The organism is Uliginosibacterium gangwonense DSM 18521, assembly GCF_000373965.1.
Taxonomy (GTDB): domain Bacteria; phylum Pseudomonadota; class Gammaproteobacteria; order Burkholderiales; family Rhodocyclaceae; genus Uliginosibacterium; species Uliginosibacterium gangwonense.
Genome location: NZ_KB892868.1, coordinates 131,007 through 150,101, shown reverse-complemented (window position 1 = coordinate 150,101; position 19,095 = coordinate 131,007). Strand labels below are relative to the sequence as shown.

Sequence of the window (19,095 nt, the reverse complement as noted above, 5' to 3'; positions counted from 1 at the left end):
TCGCACGGCGTTTTCCATTTCAAACCGAGTGAGAATTTACATGACCCGTCCTTCCCTGCGCCAAGCCAACCAGATGCGCGATGTGCGCATCACCCGCCACTACACCTGCCATGCCGAAGGCTCGGTGCTGGTGGAATTCGGCAACACCAAGGTGTTGTGTACCGCCAGCGTGGAAGAGGGGGTTCCGGGTTTTCTCAAGGGGAAGGGGCAGGGTTGGGTGACGGCCGAATACGGCATGCTGCCGCGTTCAACCCATACCCGTTCGGCACGTGAAGCAGCCAAGGGCAAGCAAAGCGGGCGTACCCAGGAGATCCAGCGCCTGATTGGCCGCAGCCTGCGTGCGGTGGTGGATCTGGAGGCGCTGGGCGAACGTCAGCTCATTATTGACTGCGATGTGCTCCAGGCCGATGGGGGTACCCGTACCGCATCGATCACCGGTGCCTGTGTAGCGGTACATGATGCGATGCAGAAGCTGGTGGCCGTTGGCAAGCTCGCGGCCTCCCCTCTGCGTGACTGGGTGGCAGCCGTCTCGGTTGGCGTCTTTGAGGGGGTGCCGGTGCTGGATCTGGATTACCCGGAAGACTCTGCCTGCGATACCGACATGAATGTGGTGATGACGGGCAGCGGTGGTTTTGTGGAAGTACAGGGCACCGCCGAAGGCACCCCCTTTTCACGTACCGAATTGAATGCATTGCTGGCCTTGGCCGAAGAGGGGATTGCCCGCTTGGTGGCCTTGCAGAAGGCGGCGGTGGCGCAGTAGGGGATTTGGCGTTGGCAGGGGGTTTAGCGTATCTTACGAAGTCCTACAATATTGAAAACCCTTCAGGGTTTCTGAAAATATGCCGATCCCCCTCTATGAGTTGCTGATTCGCAATGCGGCCTGGTCACAGCGTGAGCGCGAGGCCGATCCCGAGTTCTTCTCCCGTCTGGTGGCTCAGCAGAGCCCCGAATACATGTGGATTGGCTGTTCAGACAGCCGCGTGCCCGCCAACGAGATCATCGGCCTGGCGCCGGGTGAAGTCTTTGTTCACCGTAACGTCGCCAATGTGGTGGTACATACCGATCTGAACTGTCTGTCCACTTTGCAGTTTGCGGTGGATGTGCTCAAGGTCAAGCACGTCCTGATCGTCGGGCATTACGGCTGCGGCGGCGTCAAGGCCGCCATGAATGATGTGCGCCAGGGCTTGGTGGATAACTGGCTGCGCCATGTGCAGGATGTGCATGAAAAATTCCAGTCAGAGCTTGCCCGTCAGTCCGACCTCTCGTTGCGCGCAGACCGCTTGTGTGAGCTGAACGTGATCGAACAGGTGCTTCATGTCTGCCAGACCACGATTTTGCAGGACGCCTGGGCGCGCGGTCAGGATGTGTCTGTGCATGGCTGGATGTACAGTCTGGCCGATGGTCTGGTGCGGCAACTTGGCGCAGACGTGGGCTTGGGGAGCGATCCGCGTGCGGCCTATGAGAGCGCGGTCAAAGCCACGCTGCAGCGTATTTCGGCCTGATCGGCCCGGCCCCGGTTGAGGTCTCAATCGGGGCAGGATGCCACTCGGCTTTCCGCAATTGGGCGGCGAGGATGAAGGCGGTTATACTCGCTCCACCATTTTTCGGGATTTGTGTATATGTACGGTACGATTTCCATGGCGAAATACCAAAAGGGGAATACCGTTTCGGGGGTGCTGATCGGCTTGCTGATCGGGATCATTATTGCCGCAGCCATTGCGCTCTATATCAATTTTGGTCCCAAACCCTTTACGTCTCCCAAGGTCGACACGGTCACCAAGCCTGCGCAAAGCGCGCCGGTGGGGAATGTGGCGCCTATCGATCTGCCCGGCAAGCCAGGGGATCGCCCTGTGGGGCCCAAGCCCACGGTGAGTGCGCCTGCTGCAGCCAATAACCCGCCACCGGCAGCCTCTGCTTCCACGCCTGCCTCGGGCGACGGGGAGAAGAACAAGTTTGATTTCTACAAGATCCTGCCCGGTGGAGATGCCGCCTCGACCCCGGTGCCCGCCAAACCTGTGGAAGCCCCCAGCAACAAGGTTTCCTTGCAGGCAGGCGCCTACCAGAATCCGTCGGATGCCGACAATCTGAAGGCCCGTCTGGCGCTGGCGGGTGTCGAAGCCAAGGTACAGCGCGTCGACCTGGGCGATAAGGGCGTGTTCTACCGTGTACGCCTCGGCCCGTTTGACACGGCTGCAGAGGCGGATGCAATGCGCGCAAGATTGGCAACGGAGGGGATAGAAACCAGCATTGTGCGGTCCAATCCTTCGGCAAGTGGCGCGACCACTGCAAAACACGGAACTTAATGGAGAGATTCAGAATGAAGCGACGCAGTATTTTCAAGGGTTTGCTGGCTACGCTGGCGTTTACGGCTGTGGGTAGCGTCTGGGCCGAAGGGCCCGAGATCGGGCCGATTTCCCCCGCTCAGGCGCCCAGCACAGGGCCGGGGCAAGTGGAAGTGTTGGAGTTCTTCTCCTATGGCTGCCCGCACTGCGCCAATCTGGACCCCTTCCTGCGCAAGTGGGAGCAGTCTCTTAAGAAGGATGTTGTGGTCAAGCGAGTCCCTGTCTCGTTCGGGCGCCCATCCTGGGCCGCATTGGGTCGCATCTATACTACCCTGGACGCGATGAGGCTTGCCGACAAATTTGGTCCGCAGGTGTTTGAAGCCGTCCAACGTTCCCGCGTCCGCCTGGACGACGAGAAGGCGCGTAACGAGTGGCTCGCCAAGGTCGGCATTGATGTGAAGACTTTCAACGATACCTGGCGTTCATTTGGTGTGGATACGACGACCCGCCGGTATGAACAGTTGGCTGTGGCTTACAAGATTGAATCCGTGCCGACGCTGACAGTGCAAGGTCGCACCCGTGTGACCGGTGAAGGCCCGGATGCGATCAAGGCTGTGGACGATCTGATCGCCAAGGCCCGCAGCGGCAAGTGAGTGCTTCGACGCCTCCCCGCGTCTGGATCACCGGTGCTTCCAGCGGTATCGGCCAGGCGCTGGCGCAATGCTATGCGCAACGCGGGGTGATGCTGGGACTGGTGGCGCGCCGTGCCGATGCTTTGGCAGAGGTCGCGGCAAGCCTGCCGGGCGAACATGCCTGTTACGTGGCAGATGTCACCCAGCCTGATACGCTCAAACTGGCCGCCAGCCAATTCTGTGAACGCTTCGGCGTGCCCGATATCGTGATCGCCAACGCCGGGGTCTCCGTAGGGACGCTGACCGAAGAACCGGACGATTTTGCCGCCTTTGACAAGGTCTTCCGTACCAATGTGTTGGGCATGGTGGCCACCTTCCGCCCCTTCGTGAAAGAGATGCGGCGGCGTGGGTCCGGGCATCTGGTGGGCGTCTCTTCCGTAGCCGGTGTGCGTGGCCTGCCTGGGGCCGGTGCCTATAGTGCCTCGAAGGCCGCCGCTAGCCGTTATCTGGAAAGCCTGCGCGTCGAGCTGCATGGTACGGGCATCAAGGTGACGGATATCCGCCCAGGCTATATCCGTACCCCTATGACGGCTGTGAATCCCTACCGCATGCCTTTCATGCTGGATGCAGATGAGGCGGCCCGGCGTTTTGTGGCGGCTATTGAGCGGGGGGCGGGTCAGGCGACCATTCCGTGGCAGATGAGTCTGGTGGCAAAATTACTGCCACTGGTGCCCAATGCCCTGTATGACCACTTTGCCTCCCGAGTCAAGCGCAAACCACGTGGCATATTGTGATAGTGTGAGCTGCTTTTGCGCTTGTAATCAGCTTACTTACCGGGAGCTTTGAGCGGGAGGGTGATCGTGAAACCCGTACCCACTCCTTCGGTACTGTTCACCTTGATGCTTCCCCCCAGAATCCCCGTTACAATGTTGTGAACGATGTTCAGCCCCAACCCTGTACCATCCTGGCCGAGTTTGGTGGTGAAGAAGGGGTCGAAGATCCGCTTCAGATTGGCGGGTGATATGCCAATGCCGTTGTCCTGGCAGAGCAGGCTGACATGCTCTGCATCCGGGCATTCTGCCCTGAGCAGAATGCTGCCATCGTTACGTCCCTCAAATGCATGCAACAAAGCGTTGTTGAGCAGGTTGGCCAATACCTGACCCAGCGGGCCGGGGTAGCTGTCCAGTTGCAGGTCGGCAGGAATGCGGGTGTCAATGCTGAAATTGGTCTTACGAAATACCGGATGCATGGTGACGATGATCTCGTTGATTACCTCCGCCAGATTGAAAGTACGGCGTTGTGAGCTGGTCTGATCAACCGCGACCTGCTTGAACGAGGTAATCAGTTCAGCGGCGCGATGCAGATTGCGTACCAGGATGTCGGCCGCTGAGTCGTTCTCATTCACGTAACCATCCAGAGTCGACTTGCGCAGGCCGGATTGCATTTGTGTGCGGAATTCCTTGTTCATGTCGCGCAAGGTGCTGGCCACGATCAGGCTGTTGCCGATCGGGGTGTTCAATTCGTGGGCGATACCGGCGACCAGTGAGCCGAGTGCGGCCAGTTTTTCGGAACGCACCAGTTCATCCAGTGTGCGCCGCAATTGCTCCAGGGTGTGTTCCAGATTCTGGTTGGCTTGGGCCAGATCCTGCGTGCGTTCTTGTACCCTTTGTTCCAAGGACAGGTTCAGTTCCTTGATCTGGCGTTGTGCTTCCAGAAGCTGGGTGACATCGACAATGGCAATCAGTTGGCTGTCTTCTTCATTGATGGTGACTCTGCGGGCAATCAACTGGCAGTCCCGCTGCTCGCCACGCGCGGTGAGGAGCCGCAGATCAGCCGAGGCGGAATCCTGCGTGCCACCCAATACGGTGGCGAGCCATGTCTGGTAGGCGGCACCGCCCGCGTCCTGAACCATCTCCAGGTTGCCAAAGGCCAGCCGGAAAGCCGGATTCAGGTCCAGGCAATGCTTGTCAGTACATCGGAATAATGCCAGAGGGATGGGTGAGCTTTGAAAGATGGAGGAGAAGCGCTGCTCGCTGTGCTGCAAAGCTTCCAAGGTGCGCTGACGCGACAATTCCGCACCCGCCCGGGAGGCGCCGATTTCGGCTAGAGACTGGATTTCTTCCGGGCTATTGGGCACAACATCGAACAGCAGGGCCAGATGCCCCATGATTTCCTGATGGGGGTCCAACAAGGGTTCCGCAATAAGCGCCTTGCAGTTCACCGCGTTTTTCAAGATGGCATCTTCCTGCAAGTAGCCTTTGATGTTGTCGACGATGCGCTGTGCGCCAGCAAGCTCGATATGCCGGGCGATGCTATGGGTTTTCGGGTGCAGGCCCGTGGCAATCTCGGTTGCACTGCGGCCCCAGGTGGTGCACACCTCGATGTTGTCGTCCTGATTCAAGGCAATATAGGCTCCTGATGCGCCGGTGCCACGCGCGATGACGGCCAGGATCTGGGTGAGGAATAGGCGAGTGTCATTGCTGGCTTCGATCCGGGCGATATTGCGCAAGGCATCGGCAATGATGTGCCGGTCGGTGACATCGGTCATCACCACGACCCACTGTTGCAAGCTCCCCTGGTCGTTGCGCATCGGTTGGAGTTCCATCGACACCCAATAGGGTGTTTGCGTGGCGCTGATGCACAGCAATTCGTTGATGGATTGGCTGGTGCCTGAGGTAAAAACCTGATCAATGATGGTATAGCGAGATCTGTCTTGCGGGCTGGTTTGTCCTTGCAGAAGGCCGATGAGGGGCCGCCCCAAGGGGCTTGCACCGGGGGGGACACAGCGCTCGCCAAAGGCACGGTTGAACCAGATGACATTGCCAAGCGCGTCGACCAAGGTGACCAGATTGGTGGTCATGCGCACGACCGTTGCCAGACGCCGGATCTCATCGTCGGCCTGCTGTTGCTCGGTGATGTCTTCGACCATGGCCACAATGCGCAGCGGGGTGCCTTCTGCATCACGGATGGTAGAGTAATACCATTGACATATTATGGTTTGCCCGTCTGCGCGCTTGTTGTATTGGCGCTCCTGGCCGGTGCCGTTTTTTGCCAGATCGTCGTTTCTATCTTTGAGGGGATTCCGTGGGGTTGTCTGCAGTATGCTGATGGGTTTGTTTAATGCGCTGTTTCTATCCCATAAAAAGGTATTGCAGGCGGCCTCATTCCAGTTCTGGATGGTCCAGTCAAGATCGAACTCGATGACTGCCAGCGGACTTTGATCCACCAGTGTTCTGAGGCGTTGTTCGCGGTCACGCAGGGTTGATTCCACGCGCATACGTTCCTGAAGATCATTTTCCAGTGCCTGGTTTTTTTGTTCCAGCGTCTGGAAGAGGTTTTGCAAGGCTTGCCGGGTGACTTCAAGCTGCGCCTCCACCTCACCGATTTCATCTTGCCGCAAGGGCTGGATGCTTGCGGAAAGTTCCCCCTTGGCAAGCGAGATGGCTTCTGTGGTGAGCCGCTTGAGTGGCCGCCCGACCCGAACCTGCAAGACCGCCAGGATCAGTAAGACGCTGCATAACAGTTGCAGGGCCAAGGCTTCGCCTTGTGAGATCATCTGGCGTTGGAATTCACTGGTGAATGCGGCGTCGGATATTTCCAGCCGGACACGCCCGATGACTTCGCCCCGATGTAGCACTGAGCGCTCCAGCTTATAGATTTTCCCCAGGCGTCTTTCTGGGTTTTCGCGGAATACGAAACGCCCCAGTTCCGGGTCAAGCACTTCCACGGAAACCAACGGCGAATCCTTCATGACAGCTTCCACCAGTGCGGAAGTGGATTCATTGTCAATCGCCCAGAGGCTTTCCCGCACCCCCAGGCTGAGGACATCCGAGTCCCGCTGAAGGGCCTGGATGATCTCACGATCAAGTTTATCAACGTAGTAGTTACGGGTCAGGTAGATTCCCACTCCTAGCGCGGGCAGCAGAACTCCCAACAGCACGGCGATGACGACGGCTTTGCGGATGGTGAGCTTCAGGCCCAAAATGTGTTCCCCTTAGTGAATATGCTGCATGTTTGGCGTGTTTTGAACGCTTTTGTCATGCGTCATGTGCGGTATCCGTGGCGGTGTTCTTGAGCCACTCAAGCAGCGCAGGCGGCTCAACCGGGCGGCTGTAGAAATAGCCTTGTATATCGTCGCACCCCAGCGCTTTGAGTACCTGAACCTGCGCGGCGGTTTCCACGCCCTCGGCAATGACGGACAAGCCCAACTTGTGCCCCAGTTCAATCACCAGCTCGGGAATCCGGCGTGCCCGTTCGTTGGTGGCAATGTCTGTGATGAAGGCGCGGTCGATCTTCAGGCGGTCGACGTGTAGGCGTTGCAGGTAGGATAGCGAGGAAAACCCAGTGCCGAAATCATCAACGGCCACGTGCACGCCAAGCGCTTTCATCGCATCCAGCGTATGGCTGAGGAAATCGATTTCTTCCATGGCGACGGATTCGGTGATTTCCAGCTCGATCAGGTGTGGGTCTACTCCGCTATCGGTCAGCGCCGCCTGCAAGGAGGCCAGGAAATGTGGGTGGCGGAATTGGGCCACCGATAAATTGATGGCCATGCTGATGCCTTCAAACCCGGCGCGGATGATTTCTGCCTGCTGGAAGCAGGCCATGCGCAAGACCCATTCACCGATGCCAATGATCATGCCTGAGTGTTCGGCAATCGGGATGAAGCGGCTGGGTTCAATCATTCGTCCGTCTTCTGCCCGCCAGCGCAACAGGGCCTCTATGCCCGAGACCTTGCCAGTGGCGACTGATACCTGGGGTTGATAGACCAGGAACAGGCGCTGTCTCTCGATAGCGGTGCGCAGCGATTGGAGCAGGCGAGATCTTTCCCTGATTTCCAGGGCCATATCACGAGTGAAGAAGGCATATTCTCCGCGATGATGGAGTTTGGCCCTGCGCAGTGCCAGGTAGGCGCTTTTCAAAGCTTCTGATCCGTCGCCGTCCACATCGACCAAGTGCGCGATCCCCATGGTGATGGACAGAATGACTTCTTGGCCGTGTATGACAAAGGGCGTGCGGAACAGGGCTTGCAGGGTGGCGGGCAGAAGCTGCTCAATCAGGCCCAGCACGGCAAAGGTGTCGGCAGTCAGGCGGGCGAGGTTGCATTGGCCGCTCAGGCTAGAGCGCATGCGGGCAGAGACGGCCTTGAGCAGATCATCACCATATTGATGCCCAAGCGCATCGTTGGTATCGGCGAAACCATCCAGGTCGATCAGCGCCAGGGTGTAGCGCCCGCGTTCGCCGCCCAGCAAGCGTTCGTCGAGCTTGTTGATCATGCTGCGACGGTTGGGGAGCCCGGTCAGCGAATCGAAATAGGCAAAATCGTGTAGTTGCGAGAACAGCAGGGTGTTTTCCAGCCCGACCGAAATGTTGGTGCAAAACACTTCCAGTAATTGGCGGATGCTTTCATCGATGCTGATGGGGGCATCCAGGAAGGCGGCCATGTTGCGTTGTGCCCGGCTGCTGAAAAACAGTACGGTATGCTGATCGGTAAAGATGTGCTTGCCGGCGTTCAGGCAATTGATCAGCGCATCTTTGACCCGGTCTTCGCTGATGTCATCCAGCGGCATGTTGATCAATTCCGCATAACGGCCTGCTGCGGCAATGATGATGGTGCCATCGTCCTGTGGGCTAGGATTGGAGGGGGGGTGTTGCACGCAGATCAGGCCTTCGGAACGCATGCCCAGCAGGGCGGCCATCTGGGTAATGACGCCCGCCGCGAAATTGCGAATGCCAGACAAGGCCAGTAGCTCTCCTGTGGCATGCACAATCAGGTCCAGCCCACGGCGAGACGTATTGATGGTGCGGATCTGGCGGTAGGAGCGGATGGCGGAGGTCAGCGTGGTGAAAAGCTTGTTGCGCGTGAGTTCGGATTTGGTCTTGTAGTCGTTGATGTCGTAATCACGGATAGCATCCATCTCCGGGGCGTAGCCGGGTTGGCCGGTACGCAGGATGATCCGTGTCTCGGCCATGCCAAACTCGGTACGGATGGTGTGGACAAGCCGGAGCCCGGAGTCTTCCTGCTCCATGACAACGTCAAGCAAAATAACTGCGATATCAGGTGCTGAAGCCAGGATGTCTCGCGCCTGGGCGGCAGAGTCGGCATGCAGGAAGTTAAGGGGGTGCCCCAGGATGTCGGTGCCGCGCAGGGCAAAGGTGGTGGTGGTGTGGACATCGGGGTCGTCATCGACAATCAGGATGTTCCAAGGCGTGTGCTTGGGTGTTAGGCTGGCATGATCACCAGTTTGGGCCGAACCCATTTCGCCTGCAAACACCAGTTCGTCATTGTCAATCGTCTTGTCAACCACGATTACGTCTCCCATGGCGTATTCCCGGACCAATCCAAGATCGCATCTGCGTGTTTACGACTGTCGTCTGGTCTGGCTTGAATAGCTTCTGTGTCTGGATGTGAAGTAGTACTCATCAAGCTTCAGGGGCTTACACATCCGGGCGAATCTAGTTGATGTTTTATCACTGAATGGAAGCGGGAATGTCCTGCCCGCCTGTCTGGGGAGTGTTTTGCCCTTTTGGGCTTGTTTGCCCCGGGGTCTGTTCAAGTCTGCACGGCTGCCTGCTCATGCAGGGGCTTTGATGTGATAATCGAAGTATTTACCAGATTGTTGAGTGGATCTGGCTTTTGTGCGGGATGAGACGATGAATTGCAGAAGCGTGTGGTGCCTGTGGCTGCTAGGGTGGATGGTGGGGAGCGCTTCGGCGTGGGGCGCGGAACTGACGATTACGGAGGCTTGGGTGAGGGCGCCAGTCGGTCATCAAAAAAGCAGTGGCGTTTTCTTGAACATTGTTTCCCCTGTGCCACAGTTGATCGTCGGGGCGCGTGCTGACGTAGCGGAACGTGTCGATCTGGTGGAGATGCTGGTGGCTGATAGTGGGCCGATGCGCCCGCACAAGGTGGAGGAGATCCGGCTGGTGGCGAAGGAAAAGAATTACCTGACGCCGGTGACCCATTACTTGATGTTGGCAGGGTTGAGACGCCCGCTTGTGGCGGGCGAACATATCGCGGTGGTGCTGGAGCTTGAGGCGGCTGGGCATGTCCGCTCGACAGCCACAGTCGATGCCGTGGTCAAACCCTTCTATGAGGGGAACAGGTAGGGCTGCCTGTTCAGTTTGGCGTGCTGCTTCCCACCCCATTGGCAGGTGGCGCTTGTGTGGTGCCGCTTGCGGAGGGGGGAGGCATGATCAGCGCACCTTTGATGCCGCAGGCAGACAGGATCAGAGCGCAGCAGAGTAGTGTCAGGATTCGCATGGGGCCGATGGATCGATAATTGAACCCCGAAGTTTAGCGCAGAACAGGCGCAGGCATGATTGATATGCAACGGAGAGCAGGATGGATGAGAGTAAGTTCAGCCAGTTGGCGCAGGCCGAATTGGCCGCAATCGAGGCCGCGATTGAGGCGGCGATTACCCGCGCTGATGCGGATTGCGATGTACAGATGAGTGCCGGGGGCATTCTGGAAGTCGAGCTGGAGGATGGCGCCAAAGTGGTGATCAACCAGCATGCCGCCATGCAGGAAATCTGGCTCGCTGCGCGCACGGGCGCCCATCATTTCCGCCCGGAAGGCGGGCGCTGGATTGATACACGGGATGGCCAGGATTTGCGCGCAGTATTGACTCATGTACTGCGTACCCTGTCAGATGGGGAACTGGTCGTATTCTGATTGTGTTGTTGGGGATCTGAAAAAAGAGCCTGATCGAGGGACCGATCAGGCTCTTTGCGTATGACAGCCTCAGGTGGTCGGCTCGCTTTGTGCAGCGGGGTCTGGTTCGGGAGCGTCAGCGGCTGGAGGGGCTGGCATATGCTCCTCGTAGATAAAGTCATCCCCTTCCTTCTCAATGGTGGGTTGGACCTTGACCAGACCGCTGGGAGGACTCATGAACTGCTCGGGCACCCCCTTCAATGCGACGCGCATATAGTCGATCCACATCGGCAGCGCAAGCAACCCACCAGTTTCGCCTGAGCCGAGTTTCTTGGGTTGGTCAAAGCCGATCCAGGAGACTCCGACCAGGGTGGGCTGGTAGCCGCAGAACCAGGCGTCGACATATTCGTTGGTCGTCCCCGTCTTGCCCGCCAGGTCGCTACGCCCCAGGCTCATCGCCTTGGCTGCCGTACCACGACGGACCACGTCTTTCATCATCATGTCCATCAGATAATCGTTACGGGGGTCAATCACCCGTTCGGCCTGCTGGCCTGCCACGGAGGGGGTGACGCGGGCGAGGACGTGGCCTGAGGAATCCTGCATTTCCTTGACCAGATAGGGCTGGATACGATAACCACCATTGGCAAAAATGGCATAAGCCGATGCCATCTGCCAGGGGGTAACAGAGCCCGCACCCAGCGCCAAGGTCAGGTAGGGTGGGTTCTTGGCCGGGTCAAAGCCGAAACGGCTGGTGACATAGTCCTGTGCGTAGCGCACGCCAATGGCCTGGAGTACGCGAATGGCCACCACGTTCTTGGATTTTGCGAGCGCTGTGCGCAGGCTCATCGGGCCTTCATAGCGGTTGTCGTAGTTCTGTGGGTTCCAGTCTCGTCCCCCGGTTTCCTCTGACGAGAAATTCAAGGGCGCATCCTGGAAGACGCTGCCGGGTGTATAGCCTTTGTCGATGGCTGCGGAATAGATGAAGGGCTTGAAGCTGGAGCCCGCCTGGCGCCAGGCCTGAGTCACATGATTGAATTTGTTGCGGTTGTAGTCAAAACCGCCGACCAGGGAATGGATTGAACCATCACGAGGGTCCAGCGATACAAAGGCGCCTTCTACTTCGGGGGGCTGAGTGACCAGCCAGTTCTTGCTGCCTTTTACCAGGCGGATGATCGCCCCAGGACGAATGCGTTTTTGTTGCGGAGCATTGTCGGAGAGCATTGGGCCGGGGAAGCGTAGCGAGTCTCCGGATAGATCGACGAGTTCCCCGCCACGCATGTAGACCTTGACGAGCTGGCGAGAGGCTTGCAACACGATGCCGGGCTTCATCTCATCCAGATCGGGATAGGCATCGATCATTTCTTCCAAAGCTTCATCCTTGTTGGACTCAATATTGCTCAGGTCCACATAGTCTTCCGGGCCACGATAGGCATGGCGCTGCTCGTAAGACAGGATGTTTTTGCGTAAAGCTTCGTAAGCAGCCTGTTGGTCTGCCTTGACGATGGTGGTGATCACCTTGATGCCACGCGTGTAGGCCTCCTCCTTGAACTGGTCATAGGCCATTTGGCGGGCCATTTCGGCTACATATTCAGCATGTGGCATGGCGACAGCGCTAGCCTGGGCGTTCCTGCCGATTGCCAAGCGCATAGGTGTGGACAGGGCCTGTTGATAGGTCTCTTCATCCAGATAGTTCAGATCCCGCATACGGCGCAACACGTAATGCTGTCGCAAGGTGGCGCGGGGCAGGTTGGTAACCGGGTTGTAGGCAGATGGCGCCTTGGGCAGGCCTGCGAGCATTGCATATTCGGCTACGCTAAGCTGGGATACCTCGCGCCCGAAGTAGGTTTGTGCCGCATTGGCAAAGCCATATGCGCGTTGGCCCAGGTAGATCTGGTTGATGTAGACCTCAAGAATCTTCTCTTTGCTCAGGTTATGTTCGATCTTGAGGGCAAGCAGAATTTCGTAGAGTTTGCGGCTGATTGTTTTTTCACGACTGAGGTAGAAATTGCGTGCCACCTGCATGGTGATGGTGCTGCCGCCTTGGCGCTTGCTACCGCCTATCAGGTTCAGCAGCGTGGCGCGGATCAAACCGCTAAAGTCGACGCCGGAATGTTCGAAGAAGCGATCATCCTCGGCTGAGACGATCGCTTGTTTGAGTTTTTCTGGTACATCGTTGATGGCGATGTAGGTTCGACGTTCTTCGCCAAATTCACCGATCAAGGCGCCGTCTGCGGTATACACCCGCAAGGGGATTCGGGGCTTGTAGTCGGTCAGTGCATCGAGCGATGGCAGCTTGGGCCAGGCAAAGGCTGCGGCAACAGCGATGGATGCGGCGCCTAGAACGAGCAAAGTGCCAACGAACAGTAGGCTGAGTAACAATGGGCGGGTGCGCATGGGATGTAATAAGTTGTTTCGGTGCGTGTGAGACGGATTATTACTTGATTGTCTGCCGCGTCAATCATATTAGATAGAAGGGCGGAAACGGAAAGCATTCCGACTCTTGGCATAAAACGAACACTTGGGCTGCCGTTCGGCGCCGATTTTAAGAGCCAGCTTTACTTACACAGTAGGTTACTGCTAGGATTTAAAGTAAATTGTCGTAAAAGCGTCCAACTATCGGATTTTAAACGATATTTAAAGGATTGCATCAAGTTATGGATATATCTTCGTTGCTGGGAGGGGGGTCTAAGGCCTTGATTGGTCTGGATATATCATCCTCTGCTGTTAAGTTGGTTGAACTGTCGGAAGCGAGCTCCAAGCAATACAGGCTGGAGCGCTACGCAATTGAGCCTTTGCCGCGTGACGCGGTAACCGATGGCAACATCTCCAGCCTTGAGGCTGTTGCGGATGCCATTAGACGTGCGTGGAAGCGATTAGGTTCCGGAACGCGTCAGGTTGCGCTCGCGTTGCCCGCTCCTTCGGTGATCACCAAAAAGATCTTCCTGCCTGCCGGTTTGCGCGAGGTGGAGATGGAAGTGCAGGTGGAGTCTGAAGCCAACCAGTACATTCCGTTCGCCATTGACGAAGTGAACCTCGATTTCCAGGTGCTGGGCTATGCCCCTGGCAGCGAAGAAGAGGTCGAAGTGCTGATTGCCGCTTCCCGCAAGGAAAAGGTTGAAGATCGCGTGGCTGCGGCCGAGGCGGCAGGGCTGAAGGCGTTGGTGATGGATGTGGAATCGTTTGCCTCGCTGGCTGCGTTCAATCTGATCCAGAGTCGTTTGCCAGAAGCAGGTAAGGGCAAAGTCATTGCGATGGTCGACATTGGCGCCCAGATGATGAAAGTCACCATCCTGCGTGACCAGAATGTCGTGTATTCCCGCGAACAGGCTTTTGGCGGCAACCTGCTGACCCAGGATATCGCCCGCAACTATGGGATGAGTTTTGAAGAGGCGGAAGCTGCCAAGCGTTCCAACAGCCTGCCGGAAAACTTTGAACACGATCTGTTGCGCCCGTTCATGGATAGCGTGGGGCTTGAGGTTTCACGCGCGCTGCAGTTTTTCTTTACCTCCACCCAGTTCAATCAGGTGGATCACATCGTGCTGTCAGGCGGCTGCGCGGTCATCCCAGGCGTCGATCAAATCGTGTCGAGCCGTACCCAGGTGACCACCGAAGTGGCAAACCCCTTTGCCGGGATGGCCTTGTCGCAGAAGGTACGGCCCAAGAGCCTCGCAACGGATGCTCCAGCACTTATGTTGGCGTGTGGATTGGCTTTGCGGAGATTTGACGCATGATTAGCATCAACCTACTGCCGCACCGCGAGCAGGCAAGAAAAAATCGGCGGCAACAGTTCTACTCCATGATCGGCTTGGTCGTGATCATCGCGGCGGTCATCTGGTTTGTGGTCTACCAGTTGATTGATGGCGCGATTCAGAGACAGGAAGGTTCCAACAACTACCTGAAGAGCGAGATTGCCACGCTGGATAAGGATATTGCCGAAATCAAGCGCATGAAGGAGCAGATGCAGGCGCTGCTGTCGCGCAAAAAGGTGATTGAAGAGCTGCAATCCAACCGCACTGAAACGGTGACTCTGTTCAATGAGTTGGCCAAGCAGATGCCGGAAGGGGTGCAGTTGCGCGGAATCAAGCAGACCGGCATGATCATCAATTTCACCGGCTATTCGCAGTCAAACGCCCGCGTTTCGCAATTGATGCGGAACCTGGACGCATCCCCGGTTCTTGAGAATCCCAAGCTTGATGTCATCAAGACAACGACATACAACAAGCGTACGGTGGGAGACTTCAGTCTGAACATGTCCATAGAACGGGCTCCAGTGGCCGAGCAGTCGGGCGCAGCAAAGGCTCCGTCGAGCCAACAGTCGGCAGGGGTGGCAAGCAAATGAAAAAGACCGCAGTTCCTGGCGCCGCCGGTTTTTCCTTCAACCGGTTGGTGGATGATTTCCGGCAGATGGACCCCAATGATCCGGGTGTCTGGCCGATGGCTCCGAAGGTTGTGGTATTGATTGTCCTGCTGCTGGTTTGCCTGCTTGGATCATGGTGGTTGAGCTGGAAAGACCAGTTGGATGCTCTGGACGCCCGCCATGCTGAAGAGCAAAAGCTCAAGGATGAGTGGCTCGACAAGAAAAAGCAGGCTGTCAATCTTGCCGAATACAAAAAGCAACTGGATGAAATCGATCACCAGTTCGGCGCCTTGCTCAAGCAGTTGCCCAACCGCTCGCAAATGGAAGCCTTGTTGGTTGATATCAACCAGGCTGGCCGTGGTCATGGCTTGCAGTTTGAACTTTGGAAGCCTGGGCAGGAAATGGTCAAGGATTTCTATGCAGAACTGCCGATTGCGGTCGAATTGACGGGGAGCTATCACGATTTCGGGCAATTTGCCGCAGATATTGCCAAATTGCCGCGCATTGTGACCCTTCGGGATTTGTCTGTTTCCATGAACAAGGACAACGGTTTGAAGATGGCTGTGACAGCCGTGACCTACCGTTACCTTGATGAAGAGGAAGTGGCCAAACAACGAAGAGAAAAATCCAACAAAAATGCCAACAAGCAGTGATATGGCTCGGAGATACCAAAATGCGTAAGGTGTGGCTGATGCTTGGGATCGGGCTCCTGTTGTTGGGGTGCTCCGGCGAAGAGCATGAAGATTTGAAGAACTGGATGGCTGATCAGGCTAAAGACATGCGCCCCAAGCTCATGCCTTTGCCAAAGCTGGAGACCTTTCCATCCGTTGATTACGATGCAGCAGCGCTGGTTGATCCATTCCAGGCATCCAGGCTGGAGCCAGAAAAACGACCGGGTGCACGTGGTGCCAATGCACCGGACCCGAATCGGCGTAGGGAGCCTCTGGAGGCCTATCCGCTGGAGTCACTCAGAATGGTGGGTCAAATGATGATGAATGGACGCCCTGTCGCCTTGATTCAGGCAGATAAGACGATCTACCAGGTTAAAGCAGGGAATTACATGGGGCAGAATTTTGGGTTGGTGACCAAGATTAGCGAAACAGAAGTCGTGCTCAAGGAACTCATCGAAGACGCCAATGGCGATTGGGTCGGGCGCGAAAGCACAATTCAGTTGCAGGAGCCGGAGGCGAAGAAATGAGCATCGTATTGCGTGTCGTTGCACCCTTGGTGTGCGCTATTGTCGGCCTGCATTCGGCCATTGCAGCGGTAGGGAGCCCCACTCCTGCGGCTGTTGCGGCAGATTCTGCACGTAATGCCATTGAATCTATCCAGTCCTCTGCGGCGGGCGGGAACGTGGTCGTCAAAGTCACGCTCCGGCAACCCCTGGAAGGGCAATTGGGGAGCTTCAGTGTTTCCAACCCTGCGCGGGTGGCAATCGATTTTCCGGGGACTGCCAATGCCCTGGGGAAGAGCGCCCAATCCATCAATGAAGGTGATGTGCGCAGTGCCAACGTGGTACAGGTGGCAGACCGCACACGCCTGGTGATCAACCTGCTGCGCCCACTAACCTATGAGACCAAGGTGGAAGGGCGTGAAGTATCGATCACCTTCTCCCCCGTGGTTTCTAAGTCTCCTGAAGCCACCACCACGGCACGTTTTGCAGAACAGAAGGGCGGGCCGGAAGTGCACGCCATTCGTGATATCGGCTTCCGTCGTGGTAAGGATGGTGCAGGCCGTGTAGTGGTGGATATGTCTGACTCCAATACGGGGATCGACATCCGCCAACAAGGCCAAAACCTGGTGATTGAATTCCTGAAAACCTCTTTGCCGGAAAATCTGCGTAAGAGCCTGGATGTGACTGACTTTGGTACACCTGTCTCCAACGTTGTGACCACGCAACAAGGCAACATGGTGCGCATGGTGGTGACCCCGACAGGCTTGTGGGAACATAACGCCTACCAGACCGATACCCAGTTCGTGGTGGAAGTCAAACCGATTCAGGAAGATCCGCGCAAGCTGGTGCAAGGGAATGGACGTACTGCCAAATATGCAGGCGAAAAGCTCTCGCTGAACTTCCAGAATATCGATGTGCGTTCGGTGCTGCAGGTTATTTCTGACTTTACCAACTTCAACATCATTACCAGCGATTCAGTGACAGGTTCTCTGACCCTGCGCTTGAAGGATGTCCCCTGGGATCAGGCTTTGGAAATCATTCTCCAGGCCAAGGGGCTGGACATGCGCAAAAACGGCAATGTGATCTGGATTGCGCCCAAAGACGAATTGGCCTCGCGTGAAAAGGCTGATCTGGAAGCCAAGACTCAGATCACCGATCTGGAGCCGCTACGTACCGAAACCTTCCAAGTCAATTACCACAGCGCCAAGGCGATTTATGACGGCATCCTGAAGGATAAGGACAAATCCCAAACGGTGCTGTCTAAGCGTGGCTCCATCATCATGGACGAGCGTTCCAACAAGCTCATCATGACTGACGTTGCTGCCCGCCTGGATGACATGCGCCGGGTGCTGACCGAAATCGACATTCCTGTCCGTCAGGTCCTGATTGAAGCCCAGATCGTGGAGGCCTCCGATAACTTCCAGAAATCGATTGGTGTGAAGCTTGGCGTGGGTGGCAAAGCAGGTAGCACGAGCGCAGGAACCGGCCGACTGAATTTCGGGGGCAGTCTTGATTCCAGTATGTATTATGCTGGGCTGACCGATACCAAGGCGACTACGGTCAATTCACAATTGACTCACTTTGCTGCGGAATCGTCCAATACCGCATCGCCGTTCTCCACTTCTTTCGTGCTGTGGAACAGTGCTGCAACTCGCTTCCTGGATATGGAAGTCAGTGCGCTGGAAACCGATGGTCGTGGCAAGGTGGTTTCCCGGCCGAAGGTTATGACCTCCGACCAAGCTGAAGCCTTGATTGAGTCCGGTACTGAGTTGGCATATACCTCCGCCTCCAGTTCAGGTGCCACGACGGTGTCCTTCAAGAAGGCCATGCTGTCCCTTAAAGTAACGCCACAGATTACGCCGGATGGACGTGTCTACATGACTGTGGATGTAAACAAGGACAAACCCAACTATACCAATGCCACCTCTTCAGGCGTGCCGATCGATACCAAGCACGTGATGACTAAAGTGCTGGTGGACAATGGCGGTACTGTGGTAATTGGGGGGATCTTCCAGCAAGACACGTCTGACACCACTGACAAGGTGCCCCTGCTGGGTGATATCCCTTACCTGGGTTACCTGTTCCGTAAGAACACCAAGGTGGATAACAAGACAGAATTGCTGGTATTCCTGACGCCTCGGATCATTACTGATCAAAATCTGGTTCGCTGAGAAGGTAAAAACAAGGGCCGCGCGGGCCCTTGATTCATATCCATGACCACACACTTGGGGCGTGTTCCAAGTGTGTGGGTTTTGTTTTGTAACGATGCACACAGCAGGGATATATGCTGTTTTGTTCTTGTTCGAAAAGAACCCGAAAGTGAAGGTTCTTTGGCGTTGTTGACGTCAGCATCACAATTAACGTTGAGCTTATCGAGACGCTCAATAATGAAATTGGCCGACATGTCGGCCTTTTTTGTTTTGTAGCGTAGGTGTTTTTAGAAAACAGTTGTGGATAACTGTCGCTTGCATCACATCACCAAGCGGATAAACAACCTCTTTTTCAGGTAATGTTCAGTGAATTTGTGTACGGATTGGCATATACTTTTATACTGAAATTTAACGCGCCTAGATGTATTTTGATGTCAGGCGCCAACCCTGAGCGACTGAAATGGTTTTATTTCGGTTGTATTTGAGGAAGGCACGGCAGGGAATACACCTCTGTCTGTGTCTAAGCATTCTGTCCGCCTTGGATGCTCCACTTGGCGGATGAAGAAAAATGGGCTGTTTTTGTGAGAAGAGCCGATTGCTCTTTCATGTTGCTGCCGTGCAGTAGAACGATTGGTGCCTCTGGCACCATGGGCTGTAAGCAATTGGGGCTTGGTTTGTTCATTACATTGGATTGCGGGGGTTGATATGTTGCAATATTTGAAAGTGCTTGCGGCAGCAGCTGCATGCGCCACTTTGGTCGCATGCGGAGGTGGCGGAGGCGGGGGCACGTCTTGCTTGGCTACGACGTGTAGTTCGAGTTCGTCTTCAAGCTCGTCGTCTTCATCT

The 19,095-nt window shown here is 56.3% G+C and carries 16 protein-coding genes; 12 read left to right on the top strand and 4 right to left on the bottom strand.

Features of this window, described 5'->3' with window-relative positions; all coding sequences use genetic code 11:
* Positions 1 to 40: 40 nt before the first annotated feature.
* The 5 genes from rph to B145_RS0123355 all read left to right on the top strand — a co-directional run bounded on the left by rph (position 41) and on the right by B145_RS0123355 (position 3,708).
* Positions 41 to 760: a ribonuclease PH gene (gene rph, locus B145_RS0123375; RefSeq protein WP_018610666.1), complete on the top strand. Its 720-nt coding sequence runs from the start codon at positions 41 to 43 to the stop codon at positions 758 to 760.
* Between the two features lie 79 nt (positions 761 to 839).
* The gene (gene can / locus B145_RS0123370) at positions 840 to 1,502 is read left to right on the top strand and encodes a carbonate dehydratase (RefSeq protein ID WP_018610664.1); all 663 of its coding nucleotides are present in this window, start codon (positions 840 to 842) and stop codon (positions 1,500 to 1,502) included.
* Between the two features lie 135 nt (positions 1,503 to 1,637).
* Positions 1,638 to 2,303, top strand: coding sequence for an SPOR domain-containing protein (locus B145_RS26845; RefSeq protein ID WP_245541910.1), 666 nt, complete (start codon positions 1,638 to 1,640; stop codon positions 2,301 to 2,303).
* Between the two features lie 14 nt (positions 2,304 to 2,317).
* A complete protein-coding gene (locus tag B145_RS0123360) occupies positions 2,318 to 2,935 on the top strand; it encodes a thiol:disulfide interchange protein DsbA/DsbL (RefSeq protein WP_018610660.1) in 618 nt (205 codons plus the stop codon).
* Positions 2,932 to 3,708, top strand: coding sequence for an SDR family oxidoreductase (locus tag B145_RS0123355; RefSeq protein ID WP_018610659.1), 777 nt, complete (start codon positions 2,932 to 2,934; stop codon positions 3,706 to 3,708). The genes B145_RS0123360 and B145_RS0123355 overlap by 4 nt, the downstream gene beginning before the upstream one ends.
* 32 nt (positions 3,709 to 3,740) lie before the next feature.
* On the opposite strand, the gene B145_RS27925 is transcribed toward B145_RS0123355, so the two are convergent.
* Both B145_RS27925 and B145_RS0123345 read right to left on the bottom strand, forming a co-directional pair.
* Positions 3,741 to 6,896, bottom strand: a complete 3,156-nt coding sequence (locus B145_RS27925) for a PAS domain S-box protein (protein WP_018610658.1) — start codon at positions 6,894 to 6,896, stop codon at positions 3,741 to 3,743.
* 55 nt (positions 6,897 to 6,951) lie between these two features.
* The gene (locus B145_RS0123345) at positions 6,952 to 9,237 is read right to left on the bottom strand and encodes a GGDEF/EAL domain-containing response regulator (protein WP_018610656.1); all 2,286 of its coding nucleotides are present in this window, start codon (positions 9,235 to 9,237) and stop codon (positions 6,952 to 6,954) included.
* Between the two features lie 331 nt (positions 9,238 to 9,568).
* Between B145_RS0123345 and B145_RS0123340 the strand changes: the two genes are divergently transcribed.
* Positions 9,569 to 10,024 (top strand): copper chaperone PCu(A)C domain-containing protein, encoded by a 456-nt coding sequence (locus B145_RS0123340; protein WP_157288601.1) that lies wholly within the window; start codon positions 9,569 to 9,571, stop codon positions 10,022 to 10,024.
* Between the two features lie 10 nt (positions 10,025 to 10,034).
* On the opposite strand, the gene lptM is transcribed toward B145_RS0123340, so the two are convergent.
* Positions 10,035 to 10,178 (bottom strand): LPS translocon maturation chaperone LptM, encoded by a 144-nt coding sequence (gene lptM / locus B145_RS29425; protein WP_245541908.1) that lies wholly within the window; start codon positions 10,176 to 10,178, stop codon positions 10,035 to 10,037.
* 81 nt (positions 10,179 to 10,259) lie between these two features.
* Between lptM and cyaY the strand changes: the two genes are divergently transcribed.
* The gene (cyaY, locus tag B145_RS0123335; protein WP_018610653.1) at positions 10,260 to 10,589 is read left to right on the top strand and encodes an iron donor protein CyaY; all 330 of its coding nucleotides are present in this window, start codon (positions 10,260 to 10,262) and stop codon (positions 10,587 to 10,589) included.
* Positions 10,590 to 10,658: 69 nt separating this feature from the next.
* On the opposite strand, the gene B145_RS26835 is transcribed toward cyaY, so the two are convergent.
* Positions 10,659 to 12,962: a penicillin-binding protein 1A gene (locus tag B145_RS26835; RefSeq protein WP_018610651.1), complete on the bottom strand. Its 2,304-nt coding sequence runs from the start codon at positions 12,960 to 12,962 to the stop codon at positions 10,659 to 10,661.
* Positions 12,963 to 13,222: 260 nt separating this feature from the next.
* Between B145_RS26835 and B145_RS0123325 the strand changes: the two genes are divergently transcribed.
* The 5 genes from B145_RS0123325 to B145_RS0123305 are packed head-to-tail and all read left to right on the top strand — an operon-like array spanning position 13,223 to position 18,270.
* The gene (locus B145_RS0123325) at positions 13,223 to 14,299 is read left to right on the top strand and encodes a pilus assembly protein PilM (protein ID WP_018610649.1); all 1,077 of its coding nucleotides are present in this window, start codon (positions 13,223 to 13,225) and stop codon (positions 14,297 to 14,299) included.
* A complete protein-coding gene (locus B145_RS0123320) occupies positions 14,296 to 14,907 on the top strand; it encodes a PilN domain-containing protein (protein WP_018610647.1) in 612 nt (203 codons plus the stop codon). The genes B145_RS0123325 and B145_RS0123320 overlap by 4 nt, the downstream gene beginning before the upstream one ends.
* Positions 14,904 to 15,578, top strand: a complete 675-nt coding sequence (locus B145_RS0123315) for a type IV pilus inner membrane component PilO (protein ID WP_018610645.1) — start codon at positions 14,904 to 14,906, stop codon at positions 15,576 to 15,578. Before B145_RS0123320 ends, B145_RS0123315 begins: the two co-directional genes overlap by 4 nt.
* A gap of 20 nt (positions 15,579 to 15,598) precedes the next feature.
* Positions 15,599 to 16,123 (top strand): pilus assembly protein PilP, encoded by a 525-nt coding sequence (locus B145_RS0123310; protein ID WP_018610643.1) that lies wholly within the window; start codon positions 15,599 to 15,601, stop codon positions 16,121 to 16,123.
* Positions 16,120 to 18,270: a type IV pilus secretin PilQ gene (locus tag B145_RS0123305; RefSeq protein WP_018610641.1), complete on the top strand. Its 2,151-nt coding sequence runs from the start codon at positions 16,120 to 16,122 to the stop codon at positions 18,268 to 18,270. The genes B145_RS0123310 and B145_RS0123305 overlap by 4 nt, the downstream gene beginning before the upstream one ends.
* The last annotated feature ends 825 nt before the right edge of the window (positions 18,271 to 19,095 follow it).

What these genes read in the sequence shown, in the direction of transcription:
- rph (WP_018610666.1), top strand. Translation starts at nt 41, where the DNA reads ATGACCCGTCCTTCCCTGCGCCAAGCCAACCAGATGCGCGATGTGCGC.
- can (WP_018610664.1), top strand. Translation starts at nt 840, where the DNA reads ATGCCGATCCCCCTCTATGAGTTGCTGATTCGCAATGCGGCCTGGTCA.
- B145_RS26845 (WP_245541910.1), top strand. Translation starts at nt 1,638, where the DNA reads ATGGCGAAATACCAAAAGGGGAATACCGTTTCGGGGGTGCTGATCGGC.
- B145_RS0123360 (WP_018610660.1), top strand. Translation starts at nt 2,318, where the DNA reads ATGAAGCGACGCAGTATTTTCAAGGGTTTGCTGGCTACGCTGGCGTTT.
- B145_RS0123345 (WP_018610656.1), bottom strand. Translation starts at nt 9,237, where the DNA reads ATGGGAGACGTAATCGTGGTTGACAAGACGATTGACAATGACGAACTG.
- B145_RS0123340 (WP_157288601.1), top strand. Translation starts at nt 9,569, where the DNA reads ATGAATTGCAGAAGCGTGTGGTGCCTGTGGCTGCTAGGGTGGATGGTG.
- lptM (WP_245541908.1), bottom strand. Translation starts at nt 10,178, where the DNA reads ATGCGAATCCTGACACTACTCTGCTGCGCTCTGATCCTGTCTGCCTGC.
- cyaY (WP_018610653.1), top strand. Translation starts at nt 10,260, where the DNA reads ATGGATGAGAGTAAGTTCAGCCAGTTGGCGCAGGCCGAATTGGCCGCA.
- B145_RS26835 (WP_018610651.1), bottom strand. Translation starts at nt 12,962, where the DNA reads ATGCGCACCCGCCCATTGTTACTCAGCCTACTGTTCGTTGGCACTTTG.
- B145_RS0123325 (WP_018610649.1), top strand. Translation starts at nt 13,223, where the DNA reads ATGGATATATCTTCGTTGCTGGGAGGGGGGTCTAAGGCCTTGATTGGT.
- B145_RS0123320 (WP_018610647.1), top strand. Translation starts at nt 14,296, where the DNA reads ATGATTAGCATCAACCTACTGCCGCACCGCGAGCAGGCAAGAAAAAAT.
- B145_RS0123315 (WP_018610645.1), top strand. Translation starts at nt 14,904, where the DNA reads ATGAAAAAGACCGCAGTTCCTGGCGCCGCCGGTTTTTCCTTCAACCGG.
- B145_RS0123310 (WP_018610643.1), top strand. Translation starts at nt 15,599, where the DNA reads ATGCGTAAGGTGTGGCTGATGCTTGGGATCGGGCTCCTGTTGTTGGGG.
- B145_RS0123305 (WP_018610641.1), top strand. Translation starts at nt 16,120, where the DNA reads ATGAGCATCGTATTGCGTGTCGTTGCACCCTTGGTGTGCGCTATTGTC.